General features: G+C 68.1%; 25 protein-coding genes. 16 read left to right on the forward strand and 9 right to left on the reverse strand.

The window, feature by feature from the left end; translation table 11 throughout:
* Window positions 1–33: 33 nt before the first annotated feature.
* The 5 genes from J2W22_RS09765 (at window position 34) to J2W22_RS09785 (ending at window position 6,171) form a co-directional block, all read left to right on the forward strand.
* Window positions 34–2,058: a protein-disulfide reductase DsbD family protein gene (locus J2W22_RS09765; protein ID WP_307118085.1), complete on the forward strand. Its 2,025-nt coding sequence runs from the start codon at window positions 34–36 to the stop codon at window positions 2,056–2,058.
* A gap of 14 nt (window positions 2,059–2,072) precedes the next feature.
* A complete protein-coding gene (locus J2W22_RS09770; RefSeq protein ID WP_307118086.1) occupies window positions 2,073–2,687 on the forward strand; it encodes a redoxin domain-containing protein in 615 nt (204 codons plus the stop codon).
* A gap of 112 nt (window positions 2,688–2,799) precedes the next feature.
* The gene (locus J2W22_RS09775) at window positions 2,800–4,236 is read left to right on the forward strand and encodes a circularly permuted type 2 ATP-grasp protein (RefSeq protein ID WP_307118087.1); all 1,437 of its coding nucleotides are present in this window, start codon (window positions 2,800–2,802) and stop codon (window positions 4,234–4,236) included.
* 178 nt (window positions 4,237–4,414) lie between these two features.
* Window positions 4,415–5,350, forward strand: a complete 936-nt coding sequence (locus J2W22_RS09780; protein ID WP_307119559.1) for an alpha-E domain-containing protein — start codon at window positions 4,415–4,417, stop codon at window positions 5,348–5,350.
* 8 nt (window positions 5,351–5,358) lie between these two features.
* On the forward strand, window positions 5,359–6,171 hold the full coding sequence (locus J2W22_RS09785; RefSeq protein WP_307118088.1) for a transglutaminase family protein: 813 nt from the start codon (window positions 5,359–5,361) through the stop codon (window positions 6,169–6,171).
* A 153-nt stretch (window positions 6,172–6,324) separates the two neighbouring features.
* Here J2W22_RS09785 and J2W22_RS09790 read toward each other — a convergent pair whose 3' ends face one another.
* The gene (locus tag J2W22_RS09790; protein WP_307118089.1) at window positions 6,325–7,110 is read right to left on the reverse strand and encodes an arginyltransferase; all 786 of its coding nucleotides are present in this window, start codon (window positions 7,108–7,110) and stop codon (window positions 6,325–6,327) included.
* A 648-nt stretch (window positions 7,111–7,758) separates the two neighbouring features.
* Window positions 7,759–9,003, reverse strand: a complete 1,245-nt coding sequence (locus J2W22_RS09795) for a threonine ammonia-lyase (protein ID WP_307118090.1) — start codon at window positions 9,001–9,003, stop codon at window positions 7,759–7,761.
* Between the two features lie 126 nt (window positions 9,004–9,129).
* Here J2W22_RS09795 and J2W22_RS09800 point away from each other — a divergent pair, with 126 nt between their 5' ends.
* Window positions 9,130–10,785 (forward strand): amidohydrolase, encoded by a 1,656-nt coding sequence (locus tag J2W22_RS09800; protein WP_307118091.1) that lies wholly within the window; start codon window positions 9,130–9,132, stop codon window positions 10,783–10,785.
* A gap of 1 nt (window position 10,786) precedes the next feature.
* Entirely contained in the window at window positions 10,787–11,464 is a 678-nt protein-coding gene (locus J2W22_RS09805) for an HPP family protein (protein WP_307118092.1), read from the forward strand.
* A 57-nt stretch (window positions 11,465–11,521) separates the two neighbouring features.
* Here J2W22_RS09805 and ctrA read toward each other — a convergent pair whose 3' ends face one another.
* The 3 genes from ctrA to J2W22_RS09820 all read right to left on the reverse strand — a co-directional run bounded on the left by ctrA (window position 11,522) and on the right by J2W22_RS09820 (window position 13,933).
* On the reverse strand, window positions 11,522–12,235 hold the full coding sequence (gene ctrA, locus J2W22_RS09810; protein WP_307118093.1) for a response regulator transcription factor CtrA: 714 nt from the start codon (window positions 12,233–12,235) through the stop codon (window positions 11,522–11,524).
* Between the two features lie 161 nt (window positions 12,236–12,396).
* On the reverse strand, window positions 12,397–13,326 hold the full coding sequence (locus J2W22_RS09815) for a LysR family transcriptional regulator (protein WP_307118094.1): 930 nt from the start codon (window positions 13,324–13,326) through the stop codon (window positions 12,397–12,399).
* A 22-nt stretch (window positions 13,327–13,348) separates the two neighbouring features.
* A complete protein-coding gene (locus tag J2W22_RS09820) occupies window positions 13,349–13,933 on the reverse strand; it encodes a hypothetical protein (protein ID WP_307118095.1) in 585 nt (194 codons plus the stop codon).
* Window positions 13,934–14,079: 146 nt separating this feature from the next.
* Here J2W22_RS09820 and J2W22_RS09825 point away from each other — a divergent pair, with 146 nt between their 5' ends.
* Together J2W22_RS09825 and wrbA are read left to right on the forward strand one after the other, a co-directional pair.
* Window positions 14,080–14,778 carry a pirin family protein gene (locus tag J2W22_RS09825; protein WP_307118096.1) on the forward strand — a complete coding sequence of 233 codons (699 nt, stop codon included), beginning with the start codon at window positions 14,080–14,082 and terminating at the stop codon, window positions 14,776–14,778.
* An 18-nt stretch (window positions 14,779–14,796) separates the two neighbouring features.
* Window positions 14,797–15,423 (forward strand): NAD(P)H:quinone oxidoreductase, encoded by a 627-nt coding sequence (wrbA, locus tag J2W22_RS09830; RefSeq protein WP_307118097.1) that lies wholly within the window; start codon window positions 14,797–14,799, stop codon window positions 15,421–15,423.
* On the opposite strand, the gene J2W22_RS09835 is transcribed toward wrbA, so the two are convergent.
* Window positions 15,354–16,115 carry a M15 family metallopeptidase gene (locus J2W22_RS09835; protein ID WP_307118098.1) on the reverse strand — a complete coding sequence of 254 codons (762 nt, stop codon included), beginning with the start codon at window positions 16,113–16,115 and terminating at the stop codon, window positions 15,354–15,356. The two genes, wrbA and J2W22_RS09835, sit on opposite strands and share 70 nt — an antisense overlap.
* A gap of 152 nt (window positions 16,116–16,267) precedes the next feature.
* Here J2W22_RS09835 and J2W22_RS09840 point away from each other — a divergent pair, with 152 nt between their 5' ends.
* Genes J2W22_RS09840 through arfB form a run of 3 tightly spaced genes read left to right on the forward strand, consistent with a single transcriptional unit; the run spans window position 16,268 to window position 18,080 of the window.
* Window positions 16,268–16,981, forward strand: coding sequence for a mannan-binding protein (locus J2W22_RS09840; RefSeq protein WP_307118099.1), 714 nt, complete (start codon window positions 16,268–16,270; stop codon window positions 16,979–16,981).
* Window positions 16,982–17,035: 54 nt separating this feature from the next.
* Window positions 17,036–17,686, forward strand: a complete 651-nt coding sequence (locus J2W22_RS09845; protein WP_307118100.1) for an RluA family pseudouridine synthase — start codon at window positions 17,036–17,038, stop codon at window positions 17,684–17,686.
* Window positions 17,679–18,080, forward strand: coding sequence for an alternative ribosome rescue aminoacyl-tRNA hydrolase ArfB (gene arfB, locus J2W22_RS09850; protein WP_307118101.1), 402 nt, complete (start codon window positions 17,679–17,681; stop codon window positions 18,078–18,080). The genes J2W22_RS09845 and arfB overlap by 8 nt, the downstream gene beginning before the upstream one ends.
* Here the strand turns inward: arfB and J2W22_RS09855 are convergent.
* The gene (locus J2W22_RS09855; protein ID WP_307118102.1) at window positions 18,077–19,132 is read right to left on the reverse strand and encodes an AraC family transcriptional regulator; all 1,056 of its coding nucleotides are present in this window, start codon (window positions 19,130–19,132) and stop codon (window positions 18,077–18,079) included. The genes arfB and J2W22_RS09855 overlap by 4 nt on opposite strands.
* A gap of 54 nt (window positions 19,133–19,186) precedes the next feature.
* On the opposite strand from J2W22_RS09855, the gene J2W22_RS09860 reads away from it, so the two are divergent.
* From J2W22_RS09860 to J2W22_RS09870, 3 genes are all read left to right on the forward strand, one after another.
* The gene (locus tag J2W22_RS09860; RefSeq protein WP_307118103.1) at window positions 19,187–19,993 is read left to right on the forward strand and encodes a DUF2306 domain-containing protein; all 807 of its coding nucleotides are present in this window, start codon (window positions 19,187–19,189) and stop codon (window positions 19,991–19,993) included.
* Between the two features lie 40 nt (window positions 19,994–20,033).
* Window positions 20,034–20,519, forward strand: a complete 486-nt coding sequence (locus tag J2W22_RS09865; RefSeq protein WP_269574408.1) for a GAF domain-containing protein — start codon at window positions 20,034–20,036, stop codon at window positions 20,517–20,519.
* Between the two features lie 114 nt (window positions 20,520–20,633).
* A complete protein-coding gene (locus J2W22_RS09870; RefSeq protein ID WP_307118104.1) occupies window positions 20,634–21,650 on the forward strand; it encodes an RcnB family protein in 1,017 nt (338 codons plus the stop codon).
* Between the two features lie 374 nt (window positions 21,651–22,024).
* Here J2W22_RS09870 and J2W22_RS09875 read toward each other — a convergent pair whose 3' ends face one another.
* Window positions 22,025–23,290 (reverse strand): M20/M25/M40 family metallo-hydrolase, encoded by a 1,266-nt coding sequence (locus J2W22_RS09875; protein WP_307119560.1) that lies wholly within the window; start codon window positions 23,288–23,290, stop codon window positions 22,025–22,027.
* A gap of 179 nt (window positions 23,291–23,469) precedes the next feature.
* Entirely contained in the window at window positions 23,470–23,925 is a 456-nt protein-coding gene (locus J2W22_RS09880) for a universal stress protein (protein ID WP_307118105.1), read from the reverse strand.
* A 130-nt stretch (window positions 23,926–24,055) separates the two neighbouring features.
* On the opposite strand from J2W22_RS09880, the gene J2W22_RS09885 reads away from it, so the two are divergent.
* Window positions 24,056–25,366 carry a pyruvate dehydrogenase complex dihydrolipoamide acetyltransferase gene (locus tag J2W22_RS09885; RefSeq protein ID WP_307118106.1) on the forward strand — a complete coding sequence of 437 codons (1,311 nt, stop codon included), beginning with the start codon at window positions 24,056–24,058 and terminating at the stop codon, window positions 25,364–25,366.
* The last annotated feature ends 9 nt before the right edge of the window (window positions 25,367–25,375 follow it).

Consider the following 25,375-nt stretch of genomic DNA (forward strand, 5'->3'; position numbering starts at 1 on the left):
GGGCCAACAGCTCTTCCACGGCAAGGACGCTCCATGGCGACGGTTCGTTTCGGATTGATGGCGTTGATGTTCTGGTTGTTTGCCGGCGTGGCGATGGCCCAGGCGCCCGGCGAGCAGCATGTGCGGATCGATCTGGTTGCCGAGAGTGACCGCCCCGCCCCCGGCAGCGAGGTCACGCTCGCGCTCGCCTCGGTGCCCGAGAAGGGCTGGCATGCCTATTGGCTCAACCCCGGTGACGCCGGCCTGCCGGCGCGGGCCGAATGGACCCTGCCCCAGGGCGCTAGCACCGGCGACTTCCGCTATCCGGTGCCACAGCGGCTGATGATCGCCGGACTGATGAACTATGTCTATGAAGGCCCCTTCGCGCCGCTGGTGACGCTCAAGGTCCCGGCCGATGCAAAGGGTGCGTTCCCGATCCGGCTGAAGCTCAGCTATCTCGTCTGCACCGACGCGATCTGCGTGCCGGGCAAGGCGGACCTGTCGACCACGCTCCAGATCGGCGACGGCAGCGTCGCCCCCGATCGCCGTGCCCGGTTCGATGCCTGGCGCGCGGCACTCCCGAAGCCGCTCGGTTCGGAAGGGACCTATCAGGTTACGGGCAAGGCGCTGCGCTTCGCCGTGCCGTTCCCCGCCGCGGCCAAGGCGGAGGGCGAGGGCTATTTCTTCCCGGCCACCCACGGTGCGTTCGACTATGCCGCGCCCCAGAAAGTGGTGCGCGACGGCGATCGGGTGGTGGTCGATACCGCGGGCGTGAAGTCGGTCGGGCCGATCGAGGGGCTGCTGGCGTTCGGCAAGCAGGGCTTCTGGGTCAAGGCGGTGCCCGGCACGGTTCCGGTGGCCAGCGGTGCCGCACCGGCTGCGCAGTTGCCGTGGACCGGCGCGGTCCTGGCTTTCCTCGGCGCGGTACTGGGCGGGCTGATCCTAAACATCATGCCCTGCGTCTTCCCGATCCTCAGCCTGAAGGCGCTGAGCCTCGCCAAGGCCAATGCCGAGGGCGGCAGCCCGCGTGCCGAGGCGCTCGCCTATACCGCGGGCGTGGTGCTGGTCTGCCTAGTGCTGGGCGGCGCGTTGCTCGCGCTCCGCGCCGGCGGGGCGACGCTCGGCTGGGCGTTCCAGCTCCAGGATCCGCGCGTGATCCTCGTGCTGCTGCTGCTCGTCACCGGCATCTCGTTCAACCTTGCCGGCCTGTTCGAGCTGTCCGCGCCGGGCTTCGTCAACCGTGCCGCGTCGAAGGGCACCGGCGGCGCCTTCGCCACCGGCGCGCTCGCTGCGTTCGTGGCGACGCCCTGCACCGGACCGTTCATGGGCGCGGCGCTGGGCGCCGCGCTGGTCCTGCCCTGGCCGGCCGCGCTGGCGGTGTTCGGCGGCCTCGGCCTCGGCATCGCCTTGCCCTTCCTGCTGCTCGGCTTCATCCCGCCGCTGCGCCGCCTGCTGCCCAAGCCGGGCGCCTGGATGGAGACGCTGCGCCGCATCCTCTCGGTGCCGATGTTCCTCACCGCGCTGGCACTCGCCTGGGTGCTGGGGCGGCAGGCGGGCGTGCCGGGCATGACGATCGGTCTGGCCGCGGCGCTGCTCGCGACGCTCGGCCTGTGGTGGACGGGCTTGCGCCAGCGCAAGGGCAAGACGCTCGCCTGGGCGCCGGCGGGGGTGCTGTTGCTGGTCGCTATCAGCGCGATCGCTTTCGTCCAGGCGGCGCCGGCGGAGAGCAAGGCGGTGTCCGGCGCCGAGAAGTTCAGCGAGGCACGGCTTGCCGAGCTGACCGCGCAGGGCAAGCCGGTCTTCGCCTATTTCACCGCCGACTGGTGCCTCACCTGCAAGGTCAACGAGAAGGCGGTGATCGAGACCGCTGCGGTCGAGAAGGCGCTGGCCGACAACAAGGTTACCGTGCTGGTCGGCGACTGGACCGATGGCGACCCTGTGCTCGGCCGCTTCATCGAGCGGCACAACCGTGCGGGCGTTCCGCTCTATCTGTGGTACAAGCCGGGCGAGGCCGAGCCGCGAGTCCTGCCCCAGATCCTCACGCAGGACATGCTGCGCGACCTCGCAAGCGGGGGCTGAAGAGGAGAGCGAAGATGATTCATCGCATGCTGGTCGATGCCGCGGTCGTTGCGGCAGGTATCGCTGCCGCCCCGCTGATGGCCGAGCCCGAGGTCGCCGCCACCGTCCCCAATTTCCGCGCCCTCGACATGACCGGCAAGGTCGTCGACCTCTCCGCCTATCGCGGCAAGACCGTGGTGCTCGAATGGAACAACCCCGGCTGCCCCTTCGTGAAGAAGCATTATGGCAGCGGCAACATGCAGAAGACCCAGGCCGCGGCGACCGCGCAGGGCGTGGTCTGGCTGACGATCAACTCGGGCGCGCCGGGCCAGCAGGGCCATATGACCGGGCCCGAGGCACAGAAGTTCGTGGCGGGCGCCAAGGCCAGGCCGACCGCCTATCTGCTCGACCCCAAGGGGCTGGTCGGCAAGGGCTATGGCGCTAAGACCACGCCGCACCTGTACATCATCGATGGCAAGGGCCAGCTCGCCTATAAGGGCGGGATCGACGACAAGCCGACCGCCGATGTCGGGGACATCGCCGGCGCCCGCAACCACGTCCTCGCCGCGCTGGCCGAGATCCGTGCGGGCAAGGCGGTATCGGTGCCCGAGACGCGCCCCTATGGCTGCAGCGTCAAATACGCGAGCTGATCTCCCTCTCCCCGGCCCTCTCCCCTAAAGGGGAGAGGGAGTACCCCCTTGTGCAACGCAGCAAAGCGATGCAGCATGGAACCCGCTGATAATATCGGCATTTGGGAGGCGCATGGGGGCACCGGGAGCGTTCGACGAAATCTGGGGGCATGGCGGGCCTGAGCGTCCGCGCGCCGAATTCGCTGCGCTGTCGCAATGGCTGGCCGAAACCGATGCCGCCGAGCTTCAGCGCCGCCAGCAATCCGCCGAGGCCGCCTTCCGCCAGCTGGGCATTACCTTCGCGGTCTATGGCGACACCGAGGCGGCGGAGCGGATCATCCCGTTCGACATCGTCCCCCGCGTCTTCCTCGCCGGCGAATGGCAGCGGCTCTCCGAGGGGCTGGTCCAGCGGGTCGAGGCGATCAACGCCTTTCTCGAAGACATTTACGGCGAGCGGCGGATCCTCAAGGAAGGGATCATCCCGCCCGAGCTGATCTACCTCAACGAGCAGTTCCGCGCCGAGGTCGACGGCGTCCGTCCGCCCCACGGCGTCTGGGCGCATATCTGCGGCATCGACCTGGTCCGCACCGGCCCGGACGCGTTCTATGTGCTGGAGGACAATGCCCGCACCCCCTCCGGCGTCTCCTATATGCTGGAGAATCGCGAGGCGATGATCCGGCTCTGCCCCGAGCTGTTCCGCGACTTCCGCGTGGCGCCGGTCGACTCCTATCCGGACATGCTGCTCAAGACGATGCAGTCCGTCGCGCCGGGCAACAATCCCCGCCCAGTCTGCGTCGTGCTCACCCCCGGCCATTTCAACTCGGCCTATTACGAGCATAGCTTCCTCGCGGACTCGATGGGCGTCGAGCTGGTCGAGGCGGCGGACCTGGTCGTCGACGACGATGTCGTCTGGATGCAGACCATTGCGGGGCGCGTGAAGGTCGACGTGATCTATCGCCGGATCGACGACGACTTCCTCGATCCGCTGGTGTTTCGCCCGGATTCGATGCTCGGCGTCCCCGGCATCATGGCCGCCTACCGCGCCGGCAATGTCGCGATCCTCAACGCCCCGGGCAACGGCATCGCCGACGACAAGGCGATCTACAGCTACGTGCCCGAGATCGTCCGCTTCTATTCGGGCGGCGAGGCCAAGCTGCCCAATGTCGAGACCTATCGCTGCCGCGAGCCGCAGGCGCTGAAATATGTCCTCGATCGCCTGCCCGAGCTGGTGGTCAAGCTGGTCGATGGCTCGGGCGGCTACGGCATGCTCGTCGGCCCCACCGCGACGAAAGCCCAGATCGAGGAGTTCCGCGCCGCGCTGGTCGCCGAGCCCCACCGCTACATCGCCCAGCCGACCCTCGCGCTCTCCACCGTACCGACTTTGGTCGAGCAGGGCCTAGCCCCGCGCCATGTCGATTTCCGCCCGTTCGTGCTGACCGGCAGCGACGGCGTCCGCGTCGCGCCGGGCGGGCTCACCCGGGTCGCCCTCCGGGAAGGCTCGCTGGTGGTCAACTCCAGCCAGGGCGGCGGCACCAAGGACAGCTTCGTCCTGCTGGACGACGGGGCATGAGGAGGCAGCTCACCCATTCCTCCCTCGCTCGCAGAGCGGGGGAGGGGGACCGCCGGCGAAGCCGGTGGTGGAGGGGGCATGGCCACTGGCGCCCCGCTCGTGGTGAGGCCCCCTCCACCACGCCGCTGCGCGTCGTGGTCCCCCTCCCCCGCTTCGCGAGGGAGGATTTCCCATGCTGATGCTCTCCCGCACTGCCGCCGCGCTCTACTGGCTCGGCCGCTATCTTGAGCGTGCCGACTTCATCGCCCGGCTTGTCGAGGCGACGATCCGCCTCGATGCGCTCTCCACCCGCCCGGCCGGCGAGGCCGCCTGGCAGAGCGCGCTCGCCGTCACCTATACCGACGAGGCCTTCGCCCTGACCGGCGATGAGTTGACCCAGGCCAGGGTCGCCCGCTTCCTCACCCTCGACGACAGCCATCCCGGCTCGATCGTCCGCTGCCTCGACCGCGCGCGCAACAATGCCCGCGCGGTGCGCACCGCGCTCACCCGCGAGGCCTGGACGGCGATCAACCGCGCCTGGCTGCTGTTCCAGAACCGCCAGACCACCGGCGGCGCCACCGCGACGCTCAACCTGCTCGAACAGGTCAAGGGCGAGACCCGCGGCTTCGAAGGCGCGATCCACCGGATGATGCGCAACGAGGCGACGCTGCTGATCCAGCTCGGCGCCGCGATCGAGCGCGCGGACAACACCGCGCGGCTGGTCGACGTGAAATACCATCTGCTCCTCCCCGAGGGCGAGCAGGTCGGTGGCGTGGTCGATCGCGACCAGTGGAACACGATCCTCCAGACCGTCTCCGCGGTGAACGCCTATCGCTGGCTCTACAATGACGGGCTCCAGCCGGCGAACGTCATCGACCTGCTCATCAGCCGCGCCGAGCTGCCGCGCAGCCTTGCCGCCTGTGTCGAGGAAGTCGTGGCGCTGCTCAACGCGCTTGCCAAGCGCACCGGGCTGCAGGGCGAGGCGGACCGCATGGCCCGCGCCCGCATGGCCCGCGCGCAGAAGACGCGGACCCATGACGTGATCGTCTCCGGCCTGCACGAGCATCTCGAGGCCTTTGTCGGCGAGAACGCCCTGCTCGACGGCGCGATCGCCCGGCAGTTCAGGTTCATCTAGGAGCCGGCATGCGCATCGCGATCGAGCACCGCACGACCTATCGCTTCTCGGAGCCCCAGGCCCGCATCGTCCAGATGCTGCGCCTCACCCCCTGCGACACCCAGGACCAGACGGTGGTGAGCTGGCTGGTCGGCGTCGATTGCGACGCCAGGCTGCGCGACGCGAGCGACGGCTATGGCAATGCAGTGACCATGCTCTATGCCGAAGGTCCGATCGAGGCGCTCGACATCACCGTCACCGGCGAGGTGCTGACCAGCGAGTCCAGCGGCGTCGTGCGGGGCAGCGCCGAGTCGCTGCCGCCGCTCTACTATCTGCGCGCCACCCCGCGCACCAAGGCGAGCGACGCGCTGTTCGCCTTCGCGTCGGACAGCATCGGCGCCGGCAGGGATCCGCTGGAGCAGCTCCACGCGCTCAACGCCGCGCTCCACCAGCGCTTCCCCTGCGTGCCCGACCTGCCCGATGCCGGCTGCACCGCCGCCAAGGCATTCGAAGGCAGCCGTAAGGTCAGCTCGCGCGACGTCGCCCAGATGTTCATCGCCGCGGCGCGCGGCCTCGCGGTGCCGGCGCGCTACGTCTCCGGCTACCGCGCCGAGGAAGCCGCCCGCTCGGCCCCGCATGCCTGGGCCGAGGCGCAGGTCGAGGGGCTGGGCTGGGTCGGCTTCGATCCCTCGACCGGCCTCAGCCCCGACGAATCCTATGTCCGCGTCGCGATCGGCCTCGATGCTAGCGGCGCCGCGGCGACCGGCGGGATGCGCATCGGCCAGGGCCAGGAGCAACTGGCCGTCGATCTCCACGTCGATCAGCTGGGGGTGGAGGAATAAAATCCTCCCTCGCGAAGCGGGGGAGGGGGACCGCCGGAGAAGCCGGTGGTGGAGGGGGTCTGGCCTCAAGCGACGCCCATATGGAGAGCGGGTTTCCCCCTCCGTCGCGCTGCGCGCGCCACCTCCCCCGCTGTGCGAAGGAGGATCTAAGGATCAGGCGAAGGCCGAAGCGTTCGCCGGCACCGGCATCGAGACGGCCATGTCCTCGTCCTCGAGCAGCGTCCAGCCATTGGGGCCGAGCACTTCGATCGGGCGGTAGCGCGTCTTGTACGCCATCCGCTCGCTGCCCTTCACCCAATAGCCGAGATAGACATAGGGCAGGCCGGCGGCCTGGCTGCGCAGGATGTGCTCCATGATGATGAAGTTGCCTAGGCCCGGGCGGCTTTCCTCATCGGCCAGGAAGAAGCTGTAGATCATCGACAGGCCGTCGGCCTGCTGGTCGGTGATGCAGGCGCCGACCAGGCGGCCGCGCTCGCCGTTCACCGAAGGCTCGCGATATTCGATCACGTACGAGCTGACGGGCGACTGCTCGACCATGTCGGCATAGTCGTTCTCGTCCATCGCCGCCATGCCGCCGCCCGGATGGCGGGCGCTGAGGTAACGATGAAGCAGGGCGAACTGCTCCTCGGTCGCCCAGGGCTTGCAGGCGGTGATTTCCAGGTCCGAATGGCGCTTCAGCAGCTTGCGCTGGCTGGCATTGGGCTTGAACTCGTCGGCGACGACGCGGACCGAGACGCAGGCGGTGCAGCCCGCGCAGCTCGGCCGGTACGCGACCGACTGGCTGCGGCGAAAGCCGATGCGGCCCAGCGCGTCGTTCAACTCGCCGGCATGCTGTCCCGAAAGCTCGGTGAAGATCTTCCGCTCCTGGCGCCCCGGCAGATAGGGGCAGGGCGAGGGGCTGGTGACGAAGAACCGCGGAAAACGGGAAAGTGCAGTCACCCCAAATGCCCCTTTGCTCCGGCCGTAACCTTGGCCCGATGCAAGGGACTATGCTGCGGTTCTCGAAGGATGAAAAGCTGCTTTACCATGAAAGAGAGTTAACGATTCACCACTTCCTCGGAGAGGGGGTGCGTTAACCATCGGGCCGCGGGATGCGCTGCCGATAAAGCGAAATCTGCCTGGTGCATCGATCATATCGAAGGCGGTGAATCGTGTGAATCCAGCGACGACTCGGTTCGTCGCACGTGCGATTCATTTCGTCGGTTTATCGCGACTCGCGGACTCCTGCCGAGTCGCTGGGATTAAGCCCTCTAAAGCCCCTCCCCTTCAGGGGAGGGGTTTGGGGTGGGGCATGTATCTCACCGAGACCGAGGGCGCGTTGACAGCCCCCACCCCAACCCCTCCCCTGAAGGGGAGGGGCTTTGCGTTGTTGCAAAATAGGATTCCGCCTGCTTGGCTCAGCCGTCTTCGGACCGCTCTTTGACCGGTAGGAAATATAGGATCGCCCGCGCGCACGGATGCTGCGCGGCGACCGCCACACCACCCCTTCAGTGTACGACCTTCGCAATCTTGGCCGCCGAAAAACCAGGCTTTGGCGTGTACTTCGTGTCCTTTGCCGAGTCCCGCCGCGCGCCTGGATAGGAAACGTCAGGCCAGCTCGACCAGCTGCACCTCGTACTGCGCGCGGCGCAGCGCAGTCATCAGCCGGTCGAGATGGTCGCGGTCGCGCGTCTCGCACTCCACGTCCAGGCTCAGGCCCTTGGCGGGGAGGTTGGTGAAGATGCGCTGGTGCGACAGCTCGAGGATGTTGACCGAGAGCTGCTCGAAGATCTGCGCCACCTTGTAGAGCGCGCCCGGCCGGTCCTGCAGGCGGATGCGCAGCCGCGCCATCCGGCCCGAGCGGGCGAGGTCGCGCAGCAGCACATAGGCGAGCAGCCGCGGGTCGATGTTGCCGCCGCACAGGATGATGCCCACGGTCCGGCCCTTGAAGCGCTGCGGCTCGGAGAGCAAAGCGGCCAGGCCGGCGGCGCCGGCGCCCTCGACCACGGTCTTCTCGATCTGGAGCAGCAGGCTGACCGACTCTTCCAGCCGGCGCTCGCTGACCAGCATGATGTCGTCGACCAGCGCCTCGACCAGCTTCGAGGTGATGCCGCCCGGCTCCTTCACCGCGATGCCCTCGGCCAGCGTGTCGCCGGCGCAGGGCATGTCGGTGTGGTGCACCCGGTTGTACATCGACGGGTAGAGCTCGGCCTGCACGCCGATCACTTCGATGTTGCGCCCGTCGGACTTGGCGACCGTCGCGCAGCCCGAGATCAGGCCGCCGCCGCCGATCGGGATCACCAGCGTGTCGATCTCCGGCACGTCCTCGAGCATCTCGAGCGCGACCGTGCCCTGGCCGGCGATGATGCGGGGATCGTCGAACGGATGGACGAAGGTGAAGCCATGCTCGGCCTCGAGCTTGCGGCTGTGCGCATAGGCGGCGTCGAACGTCTCGCCTTCCAGGATGACGTTGGCGCCGTGATGCTCGGTCTGGGTGACCTTCACGATCGGCGTGTTCTTGGGCATCACGATCGTGCTCGGGATGCCGAGCCTTGTGGCGTGATAGGCCAGGCCCTGGGCATGGTTGCCGGCCGATGCGGCGATCACGCCCTTGGCGCGCGCCGCCTCGTCGAGCTGGAGCAGCGTGTTGAGCGCGCCGCGCTCCTTGTATGCGGCGGTGAACTGCAGGTTCTCGAACTTGAGGTAGACCGTCGCGCCGGTCAGCTCCGACAGCGTCTTGCTCACCAGCGTCGGCGTCCGCACGATCTGTCCCATGACGCGCTTCTGCGCGGCTCGGACGTCATCGATCGAAACGGACAGCGGCGTGTTCGCCGGGAGGGTCTTGGTGGCCATAGAATCGCCCGCCTAGACCATCTCGCGGCGAGGGGAAACCACGCTTCTGCAACCAGAGCCATGTTCAGGGGGCATGAAGGCGCGCCATCTGGCGCGGCGGGGGAACAGGCCCTATGCCCTGCGGCCATGCTGAAGCGCCTCCTGCGGCCGTTCGCCGCGCTCGCCCTCCTCCTCGCGCCCGTTGCCGCCCTGGCGGACGGGCTGATTGACAATGTCAACGGCATGACGCTGGACGAGAAGGGCGACGTGGTCCGCTTCACCGGCATATTGTTCAACCGCGACGGCAAGATCACCCAGATCCTGACCCGCGAGGACAAGCGGCCCAAGAAGGTCGAGTGGAAGCTCGACATGGGCGGCAAGACCATGCTCCCCGGCATGATCGACGCGCATGGCCATGTCATGGGGCTGGGCTCGCAGCTGATGCTGCTCGACTTGTCGGGCACCACCTCGCTCGAAGAGGCGCTGGCCAAGATCAAGGCCTATGCGGACGCCAACCCGACCAAGTGGATCCTCGGCGGCGGCTGGAACCAGGAGACCTGGAAGCTCGGCCGCTTTCCGACCGCCGCGGAGCTCGACAAGGTGGTGAGCGACCGGCCGGTCTGGCTCGAGCGGGTCGATGGCCATGCCGCCTGGGCGAACAGCCGCGCGATCCAGATCGCCGGCGTCACCGCCGCCAACAAGGACACCAATGGCGGCCGCATCGAGCGCGACGCCAAGGGGGCGCCGGCGGGCGTGTTCGTCGATGGCGCGATGGGGTTGGTCGACAAGTTCATCCCCAAGCCCACGCCCCGGGAGAGGAACGCCGCCTTCCTCGCCGCGCAGGACAGGCTGCTTTCGCTCGGCATCACCGCCAGCGCCGACATGGGCACCACCACCGACGACTGGCTCACTTATCGCCGCATCGCCGATATCGGCCAGCTCCGCATGCGGATCATGAGCTATGCGCACGGCGTCGAGACGGCGCTGCAGGTGGCGGGGCAGGGGCCCACGCCATGGCTCTATGGCGACAAGCTGCGGATGGGCGGGATCAAGCTCTATGCCGATGGCGCGCTGGGCAGCCGCGGTGCCTGGCTCAAGGCCGACTATAGCGACGCGCCGGGGAACAAGGGCCTGGGTTTCCTCACCGACGACCAGCTGCTCAACCTGATGACCCGCGGCGCGATGGACGGCTTCCAGATCGCCGTCCATGCAATCGGCGACCGCGCCAATGGCCAGGTGCTCGATGCGGTCGAGGTGCTGTCGGACACCTACAAGGACGATCGCCGCTGGCGGATCGAGCATGCCCAGATCGTCGATCCCAAGGACCTGCCGCGCTTCGCCAAGCTGGGCGTGATCGCCTCGATGCAGCCGGTCCACCAGACCAGCGACATGAACATGGCCGAGGCGCGGCTGGGCAAGGACCGGCTGGCGGGCGCCTATGCCTGGAAGACGATGCTCAAGGACGGCACCCACATCGCCTTCGGTTCGGACTATCCGGTCGAGAGCCCCGATCCGTGGGCCGGCTGGGCAGTGAGTTTCACCCGGACCGACGCCAATGGCCAGCCGTTCGGCGGCTGGCGGATCGAGGAGGCGGTGACCCGCGAACAGGGCTGGGCGGGCTTCACCACTGGCGCCGCCTGGGCGGGCTTCGCCGAGAACCTGATCGGCCGCCTCGCACCGGGCATGCGCGCCGACTTCATCATCGTCGACCGCGACCCGCTGCTCGCCGCCCCGGCCGATCTGCGCCGCACCCAGGTGCTCGAGACCTGGGTCGGCGGCGCGCGGGTCTATGTGAAGAAGTAGGATGACTGCCGCACTGCTGAGGCTGCGCCTGCTGGCGGGCGCCAACTGGCGCGAGCGGGCCGTCGCCGCACTGGGCGCGGCGCTCGCCACCGGCATTGCCGGCTATGTCAGCACGCTGGTCGCCGGCCAGCATGCCGCTTTGCTCCTCGCCGCGCCGATCGGCGCCTCGGCGGTAATCCTGTTCGCAGTGCCGTCGAGCCCGCTTGGCCAGCCCTGGCCGGTGATCGGCGGCACGATCGTGTCGGTCGCCTGCAGCATTTTTGCGGCCCAGACGCTCGGCCACGGCGCGCTTGCCGCGGCGGTGGCGGTCGGGCTGTCGATCGTCGCAATGTCGGTGCTGCGCTGCCTGCACCCGCCCGGCGGCGGCTGCGCACTGCTCGCGGTGGTGGGGAGCCCCGAGCTGCTGGCCAAGGGCTATTGGTTCGCGCTGGTGCCCGGCGGGCTCAACGCGCTCCTGCTCGTGCTGGTCGGCTATGTCTTCCACCGCTATTCGGGGCACAGCTATCCGCACCGCCCGGTGCCCGTCCCTGCCGACCCACGCATCCTGGCCGAGGATATCGACGCGGCGCTCGCTGAAGCGCACGAGACCTTCGACATCAGCCCCGAGGACCTGGCGGCGCTGCTCGAAGCGGCTGAGCGCCATGCCATCGCTCGCCGCAAGCAGGCGAAGCGCCGATAAAGGAAAGGCCGCGATCTTGCGGACCGCGGCCTCTTCTACCCCCGTAGAACTTGTGCGTCAGGCGACGGCCGAAACCGGCTCGTGCTCCTCGGCGCCGTCCGGCTCGCGCAGCACATAGCCGCGGCCCCAGACGGTCTCGATGTAATTGTCGCCATCGCATGCCATGCTCAGCTTCTTGCGCAGCTTGCAGATGAACACGTCGATGATCTTGAGCTCGGGCTCGTCCATGCCGCCATAAAGGTGGTTGAGGAACATTTCCTTGGTGAGCGTCGTGCCCTTGCGGAGCGAGAGCAGCTCCAGCATCGCATATTCCTTGCCGGTCAGGTGCACGCGGGCACCGTCGACCTCGACCGTCTTCGCGTCGAGATTGACCGCCAGCTTGCCGGTGCGGATGACCGACTGGCTATGGCCCTTCGAGCGGCGGACGACCGCATGGATGCGGGCAACCAGCTCTTCGCGGTGGAAGGGCTTGGTCACGTAGTCGTCGGCACCGAAGCCGAACGAACGCACTTTGGAATCCATCTCGTTGATGCCCGAAAGGATCAGCACCGGCGTCTGCACGCGGGCGACGCGGACCTTCTTCAGGACGTCATACCCGTGCATGTCGGGCAGGTTCAGGTCGAGCAGGATGATGTCGTAATCATAGAGCTTGGCCAGGTCCAAGCCCTCCTCGCCGAGGTCCGTCGTATAGACGTTGAAGCCCTCGGTCGTGAGCATCAGCTCGATCGCCTTGGCAGTGCTCGGCTCGTCTTCGATCAGCAGCACGCGCATCGTCAAAGTCCCCTTGCCCGCAGGCTGCCTTGCCCCAATGAAAGGCATGCCTCGGACGATTCATTAACCTAAGCGTGTCTGAAGGCAAAAGGTTAATTTCTCCCTAACCGGCCTGACTCCACGAGTCGTAGGGAATCTACCTATGCGAGGACTCAGAACCGTTACGGAGTCGAGTCATTCCGGTGGAATTCCCCACAGGTTTTGCGCAGCCGGTCCGACAGGAACTCGATCAGCACCTCGACGCGTGCGGGGCGCAAGGTGCCCGGCGGCGTTAACAAATGCAGGCCGGCAGCACTGACCGACCAGTCCTCCAGCACCGCCTCCAGTTTACCATTTGCGAGCTCCTGCCCGATCAGGAAGTCCGGCAGCCGTGCGATGCCCAGGCCGGCGCACAAAGCGGGGATCATCGCATCGCCGCTGTCGGTGCGGATCGGCCCGTCGATACGCACCGCGGCCTCTTCGCCGCCCGCCTTGCGGAAGCGCCAGACGTCGGGATTTGCGGTGTTGGTATAGGCGAAGCAGGCGTGGTGGGCGAGGTCAGCGGGATGGCGCGGGCGGCCATGCTTGTCGAAATAGTCGGGCGAACCCACGATGTGCGACACGACCGGTCCCAGCCGGCGGGCGCGCAGCGAGCTGTCGGGCAGCTCGGCGATGCGCAGCGCGATGTCGATGCCCTCGCCGACGATGTCGATGAACGCGTCGGACAGGCGCAGCTCGACCTTGATGCCCGGATAGAGCTTCATGAAGTCCGCCAGCACCGGGGACACCGCCTGGATGCCGAAGGTGAGCGGTGCGGCCAGGCGGACCAGTCCGGCGGGCGCGCTCGCGGATTCGAAGGCGGCCTCTTCCGCTGCCTGGCCTTCGTTGAGGATGCGCTGGGCATGGTCCGCCAGGCTGCGGCCGCTGTCGGTGAGTGTCAGCCGGCGCGAGGTGCGGTGGAACAGGGTGGTGCCAAGACGCCCCTCCAGCCGGGTGATCGCCTTGGATACGGTCGCCTTGGAAACCGCCAGCGCGTCCGCCGCGCCAGAGAAGGAACGGTGCTCGACCACCGCGGCGAAGACGGCCCAGGCCTCGAAATCAGGTAGCTTCATTGATTGGGTCTCCGGCGGTCGTTCATGCGCGCCGCGTATCGATGACGATCCAGTTCACTTCCCAGTTCCTGCCGCCATCGGCGGAGAAGGCCTGTTCGAACCGTGCGGAATTGGGCGTGATGTCCGAGATCACGAAGCGTACCAGGATGGCGCGGTCGTTCCAGTTGTCCTGCGCATAGAATTCGCCGCAGCCGCCACGGAAGGCGCCGATCGTCGGTGGCGTCAGCACGCCCGTGCCCGCGCCGGTGAAATGGAGCGCCCATTGGCGGGCCTTGGGATTGTACAGCCGCAGCGACGCGCCTTCGATACGGCCGGCGGGGCCTGCGACCTTGAGTTCCACAAGATTGGCGCGCCCGTCCATCACCGGGCGGACATCGGTCGTGCCCTCATATTCGAGCCAGGTCGTCGATCCGGACAGCGGGCTCTTTAGGCGCTTGAGCTTGGTCGTCCAGGAGCCGATCTCCCAGTCGAAATCCCTCTGACCATCGGCATCGGCAGACGCAGCGGCGGGGCAGGTGACCGGGACCGGAGCCTGCTGGGCCAGTGCGGGGACGGGCGAGGCGAGAAGTGCGGCATGGAGCGGAAGTCGACGAAGCGGATGCGGCATGACGGCTGCTTTCGGCTGTGGACTTGCCCAGTCTAGCAGCTTTGCCGCCGAACGGAAGGGTTTCGAAACGATCGGTTTCCAACGTTTCCATTTACGGCGCGATCCGCTGCCCTATCTTCCTGCTCAACACAGGAGGTTCACACCCCATGATCGACAAGAGACCCTTTGATACGCTCGGCCATGCCGACCATGGCTGGTTGAACGCACGGCATCATTTCAGCTTTGCCGACTATTATGATCCGAGCCGCATGAGCTGGGGCGCGCTCCGCGTCTGGAACGACGACGAGATCGCCGGCGGGGCCGGCTTCCCGCCGCATCCGCACCAGGACATGGAAATCATCACTTATGTCCGCAAGGGCGCGATCACCCACCAGGACTCGATGGGCAACAAGGGCCGCACCGGGGCCGGCGATGTCCAGGTGATGAGCTCAGGCAGCGGCGTGCGTCATGCCGAGTATAATCTCGAGCCGGAGACGACGACGCTCTTCCAGATCTGGATCATGCCGCGCGAGCGGGGTGGCCAGCCGAGCTGGGGCGCCAAGCCTTTCCCCAAGGGCGATCGCTCGGGCAAGTTCGTCACCCTGGCGAGCGGTTTCGCTGATGACAGCGACGCGCTGCCGATCCGGGCCGATGCCCGGGTGCTCGGGGCCACGCTGAAGGCCGGCGAGAGCGTGACCCACCAAGTGGGTGCCAATCGGCACGCCTATCTGGTGCCTGCAGCCGGCACGATCGAGATCGACGGCGAGCGGGTGAATGCCCGAGACGGAGCCGCGCTCGCCGGCGGCAAGACCTACTCCATCACCGCAATCGAGGACGCCGAGATCGTCCTGGTCGACAGCGAATAACAAGGAAGGGAAACCATCATGTCCAAGATTCTCGTGCTCTACTACTCGTCCTATGGCCACCTCGCGAAGATGGCCGACGCCGTCGCTGAGGGCGCGCGCAGCGCCGGTGCGGTGGTGGATGTCCGCCGCGTTCCAGAGACTGCGCCGTTCGAAGTGGCGCAGGCCGCCGGCTTCGCGGTCGATCACAGCCATGAGGTGCTCGAGGACGTCAACGAACTCGCCAACTATGACGGCATCATCGTCGGCGCGCCAACCCGCTTCGGGCGGATGGCGAGCCAGATGGCGAGCTTCTGGGATCGTGCCGGCGGCGTCTGGTTCCAGGGCCAGCTGAACGGCAAGGTCGGCGGCGCCTTCACCTCGACCGCGACCCAGCATGGCGGCCAGGAGACGACGCTCTTCTCGATCATTACCAACCTGCTGCACTTCGGCCTGAACATCGTCGGCCTCGACTATGGCTTCCAGGGCCAGGGCGGCGTCAACGAAGTGAAGGGCGGCTCGCCCTATGGCGCGACGACCATCGCGGATGGCGACGGCAGCCGCCAGCCGAGCGAGGTCGAGCTGGAAGGCGCCCGCTATCAGGGCCGCAAGGTCGCCGAACTGGCCAACAAGATCGCGGCTCCCCACCGCGAAGCCGAGACCGCGTAAATTCCCCCTCCTGGCGCGGTCTCCAGGGACGGCGGCCGACCTTCGGGTCCGGCCGCCGTTTTTATGTGCGGTGCGGCCGGCAGGGCAGGGAAGCTGGCCTGGGCCGCTGCGAAGCGGGCGCGGGCCGCGGGCGCGCCGACCCAGCGCCAATGCCAGGGTTCCCAGCCGACACCCTGCTTGTTGCCCGCCGGGAACGACATCTCGAAGCCGAATGCCGGCGCGTGGCGCATCAGCCATTGGCCGCCGGGCGTGAGGAAGAAGCATTGCTCGACCGCGCGGCAGTCTCCGCCACGCTGGACGAAGTCGATCGCATAGCCGGTGGCGTGCTCGCTATATCCCGGCGGTGCGACGAAGCGCGCCCGCAGCGCCGCCACCGTGTCGCAATTGCCGGCGCCCGCGCAGAACACCCGGCGCTGGTGCTGGATCGAGCGGAAGCAGGAGACGGCGCCCAATTCGATTCCTTCGGCCCGGGCGGCGGCCAGCAAGCGCTCGACATCGAACACTGCCTCGCGGGCCATGGAACAGCCTGGCAGACTGGGAACCGGGAGCAGTTCGGCCGCGCCCATCTCGCCATAGAGCAGGTGATTGAACAGCCTGGCGACGGAGGCGGTTGCCGGCGGGGGCGGCGTGTCCTCCTCGGCCCGGGCCGCCAGCGGCGCGAGCAGAAGCAGGGCGAGGACCGGGACACGCATAGGCAACCCCATCACGCTGCCGGAAGGGCATCGCCGTTCAAACGCGGTTCAAGCGAAAAAGGTCACGCAACCATGCGCATCGCTGAATCGTTGCGCAGCTGTCTCGATCGGGTCAAATATCGACCCTAGTTGCAGCCAGGGGAGAATGAACCATGCTCGCACGAATTTCCTGCCTAGCCTTGTCCGCGGCGCTGATGGGCGCCACCGCCTCGGCCGCTCCGGCACCGAATCCCGCCGCGCCAGGCGCCATGCAGCGGGTGGACGGCAACAATGCCGGCCGGGTCCGTCACTCGGGCGGCGGTGCCTTTGTCGAGACCCGGCCCGGCCGCTGGGTCGAGTTCGCCGATGACGGCACGCTGATCCACCGCTTCGACGAGACCAACCGCAACCGCGACGCGGTCAACCTCTACGATCCGTCGCGCGGCGCCCGCGTGCGCCTCGATATCCGCGGCGGCGTGATCTCGGGCATTCCGCGCACCGGCGGCCCGCGCCTGCTCTATCGCATCACCGACGTCGATCCGCGCCGTTCGAACGGCTGGGGCGACAGCGGCGGCTGGGGCGAGGGCGGCTGGGGCCGTCCGGGCGGCGGCCGCCCGGGTGGCGGCGGTGGCTGGGATCGTCCCGGCGGCGGCCGTCCCGGTGACGGCGGCTGGGATCGTCCCGGCGGCGGTCGCCCGGGTGACGGCGGCGGCTGGGGCTCGGGCGGCGTGATCCGCGACATCGAGGTAGGCCCGATCTGGAACCAGCGCGACGCCGAGACCAAGTGCCGCAACAAGGCCCGCGACATGCGCGCGGAATGGACCGGCAACTGGCGGACCACCGTGCAGGGGCGCCAGTCGACCTGCTCGATCCGCTTCCAGCGCTGAGCTGAGAATCCACCACCGCTGGCGCTCGGGCGCCGGCGGTGGCATGGGCGGGCGATGTTCAAGGATCGCGTGCTCTTCATCGATGGCGAAGCCCTGGTGATCGACAAACCCGCCGGGCTGCCGGTTGATCGCCCGCGGGACCGCGCCGAAAGCGTCGAGGACCTGCTCGACCAACTCACCTTCGGCTTCCAGCGCTTGCCGCTGCCCGTCCACCGGCTCGACCGCGACACCAGCGGCTGCCTGCTGCTCGCGCGCAATCCCAAGGCGATGAAGCGCTTCGCCCAAGCCTTCGAAGTGGGCGCCGTTACCAAGCGCTACCTCGCCATCCTCGACGGCGAACCCAAGGAAGACAGCGGCACGATCGACCTGCCGCTCGGCAAGGTCTCGACTCGCGAGGAAGGCTGGCGGATGATCGGCGATCCCAAGGGCAAGCCGTCGATCACCCGCTACAAGGTGATGGAGCGCAAGGACGGCAAGAGCCTGGTCGCCTTCTATCCCGAGACCGGCCGCACCCATCAGATCCGCGTCCATGCCGCCGAGGGCTTGGGCGTGCCGGTGCTGGGCGACCCGGTCTATGGCCAGGGCGGGCCGGCGATGATGCTCCACGCGGTCGAGCTGACCGTGCCGCGCGAGGGCAAGCCCGACATCCACGCCACCGCGCCGCTGCCGGTGCGCTTCCACAATGCGGGCTTCGGCCGTGGCTGAGCTGCCCGACGAGGCGATCGTCGAGGAGAAGTTCCTCGCCTCGACCGGACCGGGCGGGCAGAACGTCAACAAGGTGGCGACCGCCGTCCAGCTGCGCATCGACGTGTTCAAGCTCGGCCTCGCACCCTATGCCTATCAGAAGCTCAAGACGCTGGCCGGCACCAAGTTGACCAGCGGCGGCGAACTGGTGATCACGGCCCGCAAGTTCCGCACCCAGGAAGCCAATCGCGCCGATGCCCGGGAACGGGTGATCGAGCTGATCGACAAGGCGCATGAGCGCGACGCCAGGCGGATCAAGACCAAGCCGAGCAAGGCCGCCAAGGCCCGGCGGGTGGACGAGAAGAAGGGCCGGAGCCAGGTCAAGGCCGGGCGCGGCAAGGTGCGGCTGGACTAGCCTTCCCGCTCCACCCAGCCGCGCGGGCTCGTGCCCGTCCAGCGCTTGAAGGCGCGGGAGAAGGCGCTGGGGTCGGAGAAGCCGATCAGATAGGCGGTCTCGTTCACCGAGGTCCGGCCTCCGCTCAGATAGTTCAGCGCCATGCGGTGGCGCAGCGCATCGAGCAGCGCCTCATAGCCGGCATCCTCCTCCCTCAGCCGGCGCTGGAGCGAGCGCTGGCTCAGCCCGAGCTTCCGGGCGACCGTCTCCATCGCCACATCGCCCTTGTGCAGCATCGGGATCAGCGCCGCCTCGACGCGGCCGCGCATCGATTTCGCGCTCTCCAGCTCGTGCATCAGCCGGTCGGCGCGCTCGCTCAGCACGCCGAAGGCGTAACGGCTGGGATTGTGCAGCTCGATGCCGAGCCAGGACGGGTCGATCCGGATCGCATTGTATACGCTGCCGAACACCACAGGAGTTCCCAATACCGCTTCATACTCGGCGGCATGCGCCGGTGCGGGATGGGTGACATGGACGGCCAGCGCGAAGGGCGCGTCGGGGAAGTGGCGGCGCGTCTCTCCGATGAAGCGCGCCCAGGTTGCCTCGGTCATCTCCGGGAAGGCATCGGGATCGGCGCGGGTGTCGGTCAGCCACATGCCGCCGTCGCGCTGCTCGATCCGGAAGCGCGGCCCCGCCATCGCCAGATCGACCTCGGCGACTAGCCGGCCATAGCGGTTGAGCTCGGCCAGCGCCTCGCCCATGGTCGGCGCGGCATAGCAGATCAGCCCGACCACCGAGAATTCGCGGAAGTCGTTGCCGGCGCCCAGGTGCAACGCGAGCGAAGGCATGCGGCACAGCTCCTTGGCGGCGCGCATCAGCGCCTCGTAGCGGGCGAAGGGCACGCGAGTGTCGGGATCGGCGAGTTCCGTCGCGTTGATCCCCGACCGGCGCGCCAGCTCGGCTTCGTCGGCGCCGCGTGCCGCTGCGAAGCGCCACAGATAGCCGGCATAGCCCGCCGAAACGGTCGGCGCCGGCTGGCGTGCAGGGTCATGCTTTCGGGTCGGCGCGGTCATGTCCGCGGCCAGTCTCGCCGGAGTAGGCCCTTGCTGGCAAGTCCGGGAGGGAAGATGGCCGAGAAGACAGTCGCCGCGCGGAGCGTGAAGGCGCTCAGGGGTTCCGCCATCTTCTGGTTCGTCGTGGCCACGATCGGCCAGCTCGCCTTCGTCGCCTATATCGCCGGTTTCTACGGCCGCGCGGCGGCGGAGGGCGACTTCGAGCGGTGGAACAAGGTGCTGGTCGGCGGCTATGTCCCGGGCGGGCTCGCAGGCAACATCGTCCTTGCCGCGCACCTGCTGCTCGCCGCGGTCATCACGCTGGGCGGCCCGGCCCAGCTCCTGCCCTGGATCCGCCGCCATCATCCGCGCCTGCACCGCTGGAACGGTCGCATCTACATGCTGACCGCGCTGCTGATCAGCCTGGGCGGACTCTACATGGTGTGGACCCGCGGCACGGCGGGCGGGCCGTCGCTGCGGATCGGAATCAGCCTGAACGGGCTGATGATCGTCGGCGCGGCGCTCATGGCCTGGAGATTCGCCCGGATGCGCCGCTTCGCCGAGCATCGCCGCTGGGCGCTCCGGACCTTCACCCTAGCAAGCGGCGTATGGTTCTTCCGTGTCGGGCTGATGTTCTGGATCCTCGCCAATCGCGGGCCGGTCGGCATCGGGCCCGGCTTCGACGGGCCCTTCGTCCGAGCCTGGGCATTCGGCTGCTATCTCGTCCCCCTCGCCATGCTCGAGCTCTACCTCTCCGCCGAGCGCCGGGGGCCGCTGTCGCGCTTCGCCACCGCCGCAGGGCTCGGGCTGCTGACGCTAGCGGCCGGAGTCGGCATCTTCGGCGCGGTGATGGCGATGTGGTTGCCGCGCATGCTGCACTGACCCCTCCCGCTGGCGCCCGGGATCGCCTACATGGCTGCCCATGTACGCCTTCGACATCGAAACCACCGACAAGACCGAGCTCTACCGCGACCTCGCCGCCGCGCTCGATTCGCTCACCGCCGACGAGCCCGACGCGATCGCCAACATGGCGAATGTCTCGGCGCTGATCTGGCAGTATCTGCCCGACCTCAACTGGGCCGGTTTCTACCGCAACGTGAACGACGAGCTCGTCCTGGGACCTTTCCAGGGCAAGGCCGCTTGCATCCGTATCCCGTTCGGCAAGGGCGTGTGCGGTGCCGCCGCGACGACCCGCGAGACCCAGCTGGTCGAGGACGTTCACGCGTTCCCGGGCCATATCGCCTGCGACGCGGCCAGCCGCTCGGAGCTGGTCGTGCCGATCGTCGTCCAGGGCGAACTGATCGGCGTGCTCGACCTCGACAGCCCCAATCCGGCACGCTTCGATGCCGGCGACGCGGCGGGCTGCGAGGCGCTGATGCGGATCCTGGGTCCCAGACTCGTCGGCTGACCCGGATCGGGACTCCGTTAAGCATAGGCAAAAGTGGCGCCGGCCCCGCACGGGGTTTAATTCTTCGTCAACCATGGGAGCGACGCGGGCTCCTGGATGGCGAAGGAGTGTATGATGCGTCACCTGATCAAGCCGGCCCTGATGGCCACGGCGCTCCTGGCAGCCCTGCCGGCGGCTGCGCAGGTGACGTCGCCCGGCCCGACCTGGGGCGGCAGCGGCGGTCCGATCCCGGCGCCCGGCGGCACCTATGGCCGCAGCGTGCCGATGCCGCCGCCTCCGCGCGTCTCGCCCAACCCCCCGCACATCCCCGGCCCGCCGCCGGTCGTCCATGGCCGCCCGGGCGTGCCGACCGCCGGCCCGCGCGTCTGGCAGAATGGCCGCTGGAACGCCTTGCCGCCGCGGGGCCATGGCCAGGTCGCCCGGCATGACGGCAATCGCTGGGGCGGGATGGTCAATGGCCGCTGGTATGCCGGCGCCCAGGCGCCCGGCGGCTGGGGTGGCTATCGCCGACTCGGCCGCGGCCATCACCTGCCCAATTACTGGATGGGCAGCGGCTTCCGCATCCCCGACTATCTGAGCTGGGGCCTCGCCGCGCCGCCCACCGGCTATTTCTGGGTGCGCTATTATGACGATGCCGTGCTGGTCGACGACGGCGGCGACGTGTGGGACTCGGTGAGCGGGATCGGCTGGGCCGATGCAGATGCCTGGTCCGATGCGAGCGGCAGCTACTCGAACTCCTACAGCTATTCGAGCGCGGGCGCCGGCTATCGCGAGCCGATCCAGTCCGTCGACCCGAACGACTATTATGACGGTTACTCCAGGGGGAGTCTGCCGCCGGCTGGTGCGATCGGTGCACCGCCGGCGGCACAGGTCCAGGGCTATTACGGCTCGGGCCATGCCTATCAGGGCGGCGGCAGCTACCAGGCGGGCGCGATCTATTATGGCGCCCCGGTCGGCACGACCGTGATCGTCATCCCCGGCGCGACCACGACCACCACTACGGTGACCGAGGAAGTGATCGAGAGCCGCGCGACCTATGTCCGCTCGGCCCCGCGCCGCGTGCTGCGCAAGGCGCCGGTGCGGCGCTACCGCGCGCCGGTGGTGAAGTGCTGCGTCTGCGGCTGCCGCTGAGTTCCTACGCTGCCAGGCTGGGGCGACTCGGCAAAGGACACGAAGTACACGCCTAGAGCGGGTTTTTCGGCGCCCAAGACTGCGAACATCGTGCACCTAAGGGGGAGCGCGACGCTTGCGGCGCAACCTCCGTGCATGCGGCGATTCCTATATTTCCTACGGGTCAAAGAGCGGTCGGAAGACGGCTGAGCCCAGCAGGCGAAATCCTATTTTGCAAGACGCTCTAAAGCCCTCTCCCTTTGGGAGAGGGTTGGGTGAGGGCGACCTGTCCATGGGCGTCGAGGCTTGAGGCCTGCTACCCTCATCCCTCCCACCGCCTTCGGCGGTGGGCCCCTCCCTTCTCCCAATGGGAGAAGGGTTTTTGAGAGAAAGGCTCAGCGCCGCCCGAAGGTCACCAGGCTCTCGCTGCCATCGGCGCCGATCGCCGAGACGCCGACGAAGCTGTCGTCCACCACCACGCCCTTGAGGCTCGCCTCGGTGCCGGTGACGTCGCGCTGGCTGGTCCAGTCCTGCGCGTCGGCGCGGCGCCAGTGGATGCGGTACTTGGCTGCGCCCGGCACCGCGGTCCACTTCACCGAGGTATCCGCGGCGAGTGCGCCACCGATCGTCACCTTGTCCGGCGCGGCCGGAGCCGAGGCGAGGCGGCGGATCGTCGCGACGTTGAGCGCGGTCACCTTGGCGAGATAGGGAAAGTCCATCTTGTCGACCGTGTCGCCCTTGCCGGGGACCAGGTCCTGGTGCTGGGCGTCGTAATTCTCGACGCCGACCGAAAAGCGCACCGCCGGATAGCCGAGCCGGAGGAAGGGCGTGTGGTCGCCGCCGCGGCCGAACCGGTCGGGCCGGCGAACGAGGAAGGCATCGAGCCCGGCAGGGACGGTGCCGGCGACCTGGTCGATCGCCTTGGCGAGCGCACGCGACGGGCCGTCATCCTCGCCGCCATCGGCGCGCAGGCCCTTCAACGCCTTGGGCTCTTCATTCTCGCCAAAGGTCTCGGAGAAGACGCGGACCCGGTCGGCGACCTTCTGGCCGTTGGTGCCGACCGTGTTGCCGACAATGTCGTTGTTGAGGACGGCGGTGATCGTCCAGCCGCGCTCCTTGGCGGTCTCGGCAAGCAACTGGCCGCCATACAGGCCCTGCTCCTCGCCCGACAGCGCTGCATAGACGATCGTCGCCTTGAACTTCTGCTTCGACAGGATCCGCGCCGCCTCGAGTACCAAAGCAGTGCCCGAGCCGTCGTCATTGGCGCCGGGGGCGTCGGCGGTGGCGTTCATCACATCGGTCACACGGCTGTCGATATGGCCCATCAGGATGACGACCCGCTTGGGATCGGTGCCGGCCTGGAAGCCGAGCACGTCGACGATATTGACACCGTTGGGCGCGCGATCGCCAGTGAAACTGCGGGCGATATTGGCGACTTCGATGCAGTTGCACTGGTCGCCGATCTTCGAGAGCTCGGCGGCGAACCAGCGGCGCGCGGCGCCGATGCCGCGGGTGGGATTGTCGGGATCGGAAAGCGTGTGGCGGGTGCCGAAGCTCACCAGCTTCTCGACATCCGCCTTGAGCCGGGCGGGGTCGGGCTTTTCCTGGGCCTGGGCGGGGAGGGCGATCAGGGCGAGGGGGGCTAGGGCTAGGATGCGCATGGAGCGGAGAGTGGCGGGGGAGGGGCTCTGGGTCAATAAATCTCCCGCTCCCGCTGGGAGCGGGAAGGGGCCCGCGAGGCGAAGCCGAGTGGGAAGGGTGAGGGTAGACTGACCTCTCGACCCTCACCCTTCCGCCGACTGCGTCGGCTCCCTCCCTCTCCCAATGGGAGAGGGAATTTTCAACTCAATCGGTCGATCGCATCCATGTCCAGCGCGCCCGGGATGACCATCAGCGGCACCGGCAGGTTGCCGGCGTCCGATCCGGCGAAGTGGGTGACCAACGGCCCCGGCGGGCCGCTTGCCGCGGCGCCGAGCACCAGGGCGGCGATCTCGCGATTGGCGGCGAGCATCTCGCGGACGATTCTTGGACCGTCGCCTTCGCGCACCGTGATCGAGGGCTGGAGGCCCGACTCGGAGAACAGCGTGCCGGCCGCGCGGGCGACCAGAGCCTCGGCGCGTTCGCGCGCTTCCTCCTCGATCGTGGCCATCACGCCGCCCCACTGGACGAAGTCCATCTTGGGAATCAGGGCCAGGATTTCGACGTTTCCGCCGGTCTTCGCGGCGCGCCGCGCGGCGAAGCGCAGCGCGATCTCGGCCTCGGGGCTCTCGTCGATCACCACCAGATAGGTGCGCATGGATTGATCCTCTCGCTCGTGCGTTACGTGCCCCGTAGCGTCATTTCCTGCAAGCGCGTCTCTTGACCCGGGGCGGGGGCGGCGCAAAGAGGGCCCGAACCTGTTCCGGGCTCCAATGACGGGAACCTTCATGTCGATCGAAATCAAGATGCCTGCGCTTTCCCCCACCATGGAAGAGGGCACCCTCGCCAAGTGGCTCGTCAAGGAAGGCGACACCGTAAAGTCCGGCGACCTCATGGCCGAGATCGAGACCGACAAGGCCACCATGGAATTCGAAGCGGTGGACGAGGGCGTGATCGCCAAGATCCTCGTCGCCGAGGGCACCGACAATGTGAAGGTCGGCACCGTGATCGCGATCATCGCAGGTGAGGGCGAGGACGCCTCGACCGCCGCTGCCGCGCCGGCCCCGACTCCGGCGGCCGTCCCAGCTCCGGCACCTGCCGCCGCTCCGACGCCGACTCCGGCCGCTGCGCCTGCGCCGACTCCGGCGCCTGCCCAGGCCCTGGCCGCCTCAGGCGAGCGCGTGAAGGCGAGCCCGCTCGCCAAGCGCATCGCCGCCGAGAAGGGCGTCGATCTTTCCGGCGTTGCCGGCACCGGTCCGAACGGCCGCATCGTCAAGGCGGACATCGAAGGCGCCAAGCCCGGGGCCGCGCCGACCGCTGCCGCTCCCGCCGCATCTGCTGCGCCTGCAGCTGCTCCGGCTGCCGCTGTCGCCCCGGCCGAGCACAAGCCGGTCTGGTGGGACGAATCGATCCCGCACGAGGCCGAGAAGCTCTCGAACATCCGCAAGACGATCGCGCGCCGCCTCACCGAGTCGAAGCAGACCGTCCCGCACATCTACCTGACCCTCGACATCCGCCTGGACGCGCTGCTCAAGCTGCGCGGCGACCTGAACAAGGCGCTCGAGGCGCGCGGCGTGAAGCTCTCGGTCAACGACCTGCTGATCAAGGCGCTCGGCGTGGCGCTGGCCCAGGCGCCGAAGTGCAACGTCACCTACACCGGCGACCAGCTGATCAAGTACAGCCGCGCCGACGTGTCGGTCGCGGTGTCGACGCCGACCGGCCTGATCACCCCGATCATCCGCGATGCGGCGAACAAGGCGGTCTCGGCGATCTCGGCCGAGATGAAGGATCTCGCCGGCCGTGCCCGCGAGGGCAAGCTGAAGCCGGAAGAGTATCAGGGCGGCACCGCGTCGCTCTCGAACATGGGCATGTTCGGCATCAAGCAGTTCGAGGCCGTGATCAATCCGCCCCAGGGCATGATCATGGCGATCGGCGCGGGCGAGAAGCGCCCGTACATCGTCGATGACGCGCTGGGCGTGGCGACCGTGATGTCGGCCACCGGCAGCTTCGATCACCGTGCGATCGACGGGGCCGACGGCGCCGAGATGATGAAGATCTTCAAGGAGCTCGTCGAGAATCCCTTCGGGATGATCGCCTGAACCGGAGGG

Source organism: Sphingomonas kyeonggiensis (assembly GCF_030812785.1).
GTDB classification, from domain to species: domain Bacteria; phylum Pseudomonadota; class Alphaproteobacteria; order Sphingomonadales; family Sphingomonadaceae; genus Sphingomonas; species Sphingomonas kyeonggiensis_B.

Coding starts and splice junctions, on each gene's coding strand:
- J2W22_RS09765 (WP_307118085.1), top strand. CDS start 34: ATGGCGACGGTTCGTTTCGGATTGATGGCGTTGATGTTCTGGTTGTTT.
- J2W22_RS09770 (WP_307118086.1), top strand. CDS start 2,073: ATGATTCATCGCATGCTGGTCGATGCCGCGGTCGTTGCGGCAGGTATC.
- J2W22_RS09775 (WP_307118087.1), top strand. CDS start 2,800: ATGGGGGCACCGGGAGCGTTCGACGAAATCTGGGGGCATGGCGGGCCT.
- J2W22_RS09780 (WP_307119559.1), top strand. CDS start 4,415: ATGCTCTCCCGCACTGCCGCCGCGCTCTACTGGCTCGGCCGCTATCTT.
- J2W22_RS09785 (WP_307118088.1), top strand. CDS start 5,359: ATGCGCATCGCGATCGAGCACCGCACGACCTATCGCTTCTCGGAGCCC.
- J2W22_RS09795 (WP_307118090.1), bottom strand. CDS start 9,003: ATGGCCACCAAGACCCTCCCGGCGAACACGCCGCTGTCCGTTTCGATC.
- J2W22_RS09800 (WP_307118091.1), top strand. CDS start 9,130: ATGCTGAAGCGCCTCCTGCGGCCGTTCGCCGCGCTCGCCCTCCTCCTC.
- J2W22_RS09805 (WP_307118092.1), top strand. CDS start 10,787: ATGACTGCCGCACTGCTGAGGCTGCGCCTGCTGGCGGGCGCCAACTGG.
- ctrA (WP_307118093.1), bottom strand. CDS start 12,235: ATGCGCGTGCTGCTGATCGAAGACGAGCCGAGCACTGCCAAGGCGATC.
- J2W22_RS09815 (WP_307118094.1), bottom strand. CDS start 13,326: ATGAAGCTACCTGATTTCGAGGCCTGGGCCGTCTTCGCCGCGGTGGTC.
- J2W22_RS09820 (WP_307118095.1), bottom strand. CDS start 13,933: ATGCCGCATCCGCTTCGTCGACTTCCGCTCCATGCCGCACTTCTCGCC.
- J2W22_RS09825 (WP_307118096.1), top strand. CDS start 14,080: ATGATCGACAAGAGACCCTTTGATACGCTCGGCCATGCCGACCATGGC.
- wrbA (WP_307118097.1), top strand. CDS start 14,797: ATGTCCAAGATTCTCGTGCTCTACTACTCGTCCTATGGCCACCTCGCG.
- J2W22_RS09835 (WP_307118098.1), bottom strand. CDS start 16,115: ATGCGTGTCCCGGTCCTCGCCCTGCTTCTGCTCGCGCCGCTGGCGGCC.
- J2W22_RS09840 (WP_307118099.1), top strand. CDS start 16,268: ATGCTCGCACGAATTTCCTGCCTAGCCTTGTCCGCGGCGCTGATGGGC.
- J2W22_RS09845 (WP_307118100.1), top strand. CDS start 17,036: ATGTTCAAGGATCGCGTGCTCTTCATCGATGGCGAAGCCCTGGTGATC.
- J2W22_RS09855 (WP_307118102.1), bottom strand. CDS start 19,132: ATGACCGCGCCGACCCGAAAGCATGACCCTGCACGCCAGCCGGCGCCG.
- J2W22_RS09860 (WP_307118103.1), top strand. CDS start 19,187: ATGGCCGAGAAGACAGTCGCCGCGCGGAGCGTGAAGGCGCTCAGGGGT.
- J2W22_RS09865 (WP_269574408.1), top strand. CDS start 20,034: ATGTACGCCTTCGACATCGAAACCACCGACAAGACCGAGCTCTACCGC.
- J2W22_RS09870 (WP_307118104.1), top strand. CDS start 20,634: ATGCGTCACCTGATCAAGCCGGCCCTGATGGCCACGGCGCTCCTGGCA.
- J2W22_RS09875 (WP_307119560.1), bottom strand. CDS start 23,290: ATGCGCATCCTAGCCCTAGCCCCCCTCGCCCTGATCGCCCTCCCCGCC.
- J2W22_RS09880 (WP_307118105.1), bottom strand. CDS start 23,925: ATGCGCACCTATCTGGTGGTGATCGACGAGAGCCCCGAGGCCGAGATC.
- J2W22_RS09885 (WP_307118106.1), top strand. CDS start 24,056: ATGTCGATCGAAATCAAGATGCCTGCGCTTTCCCCCACCATGGAAGAG.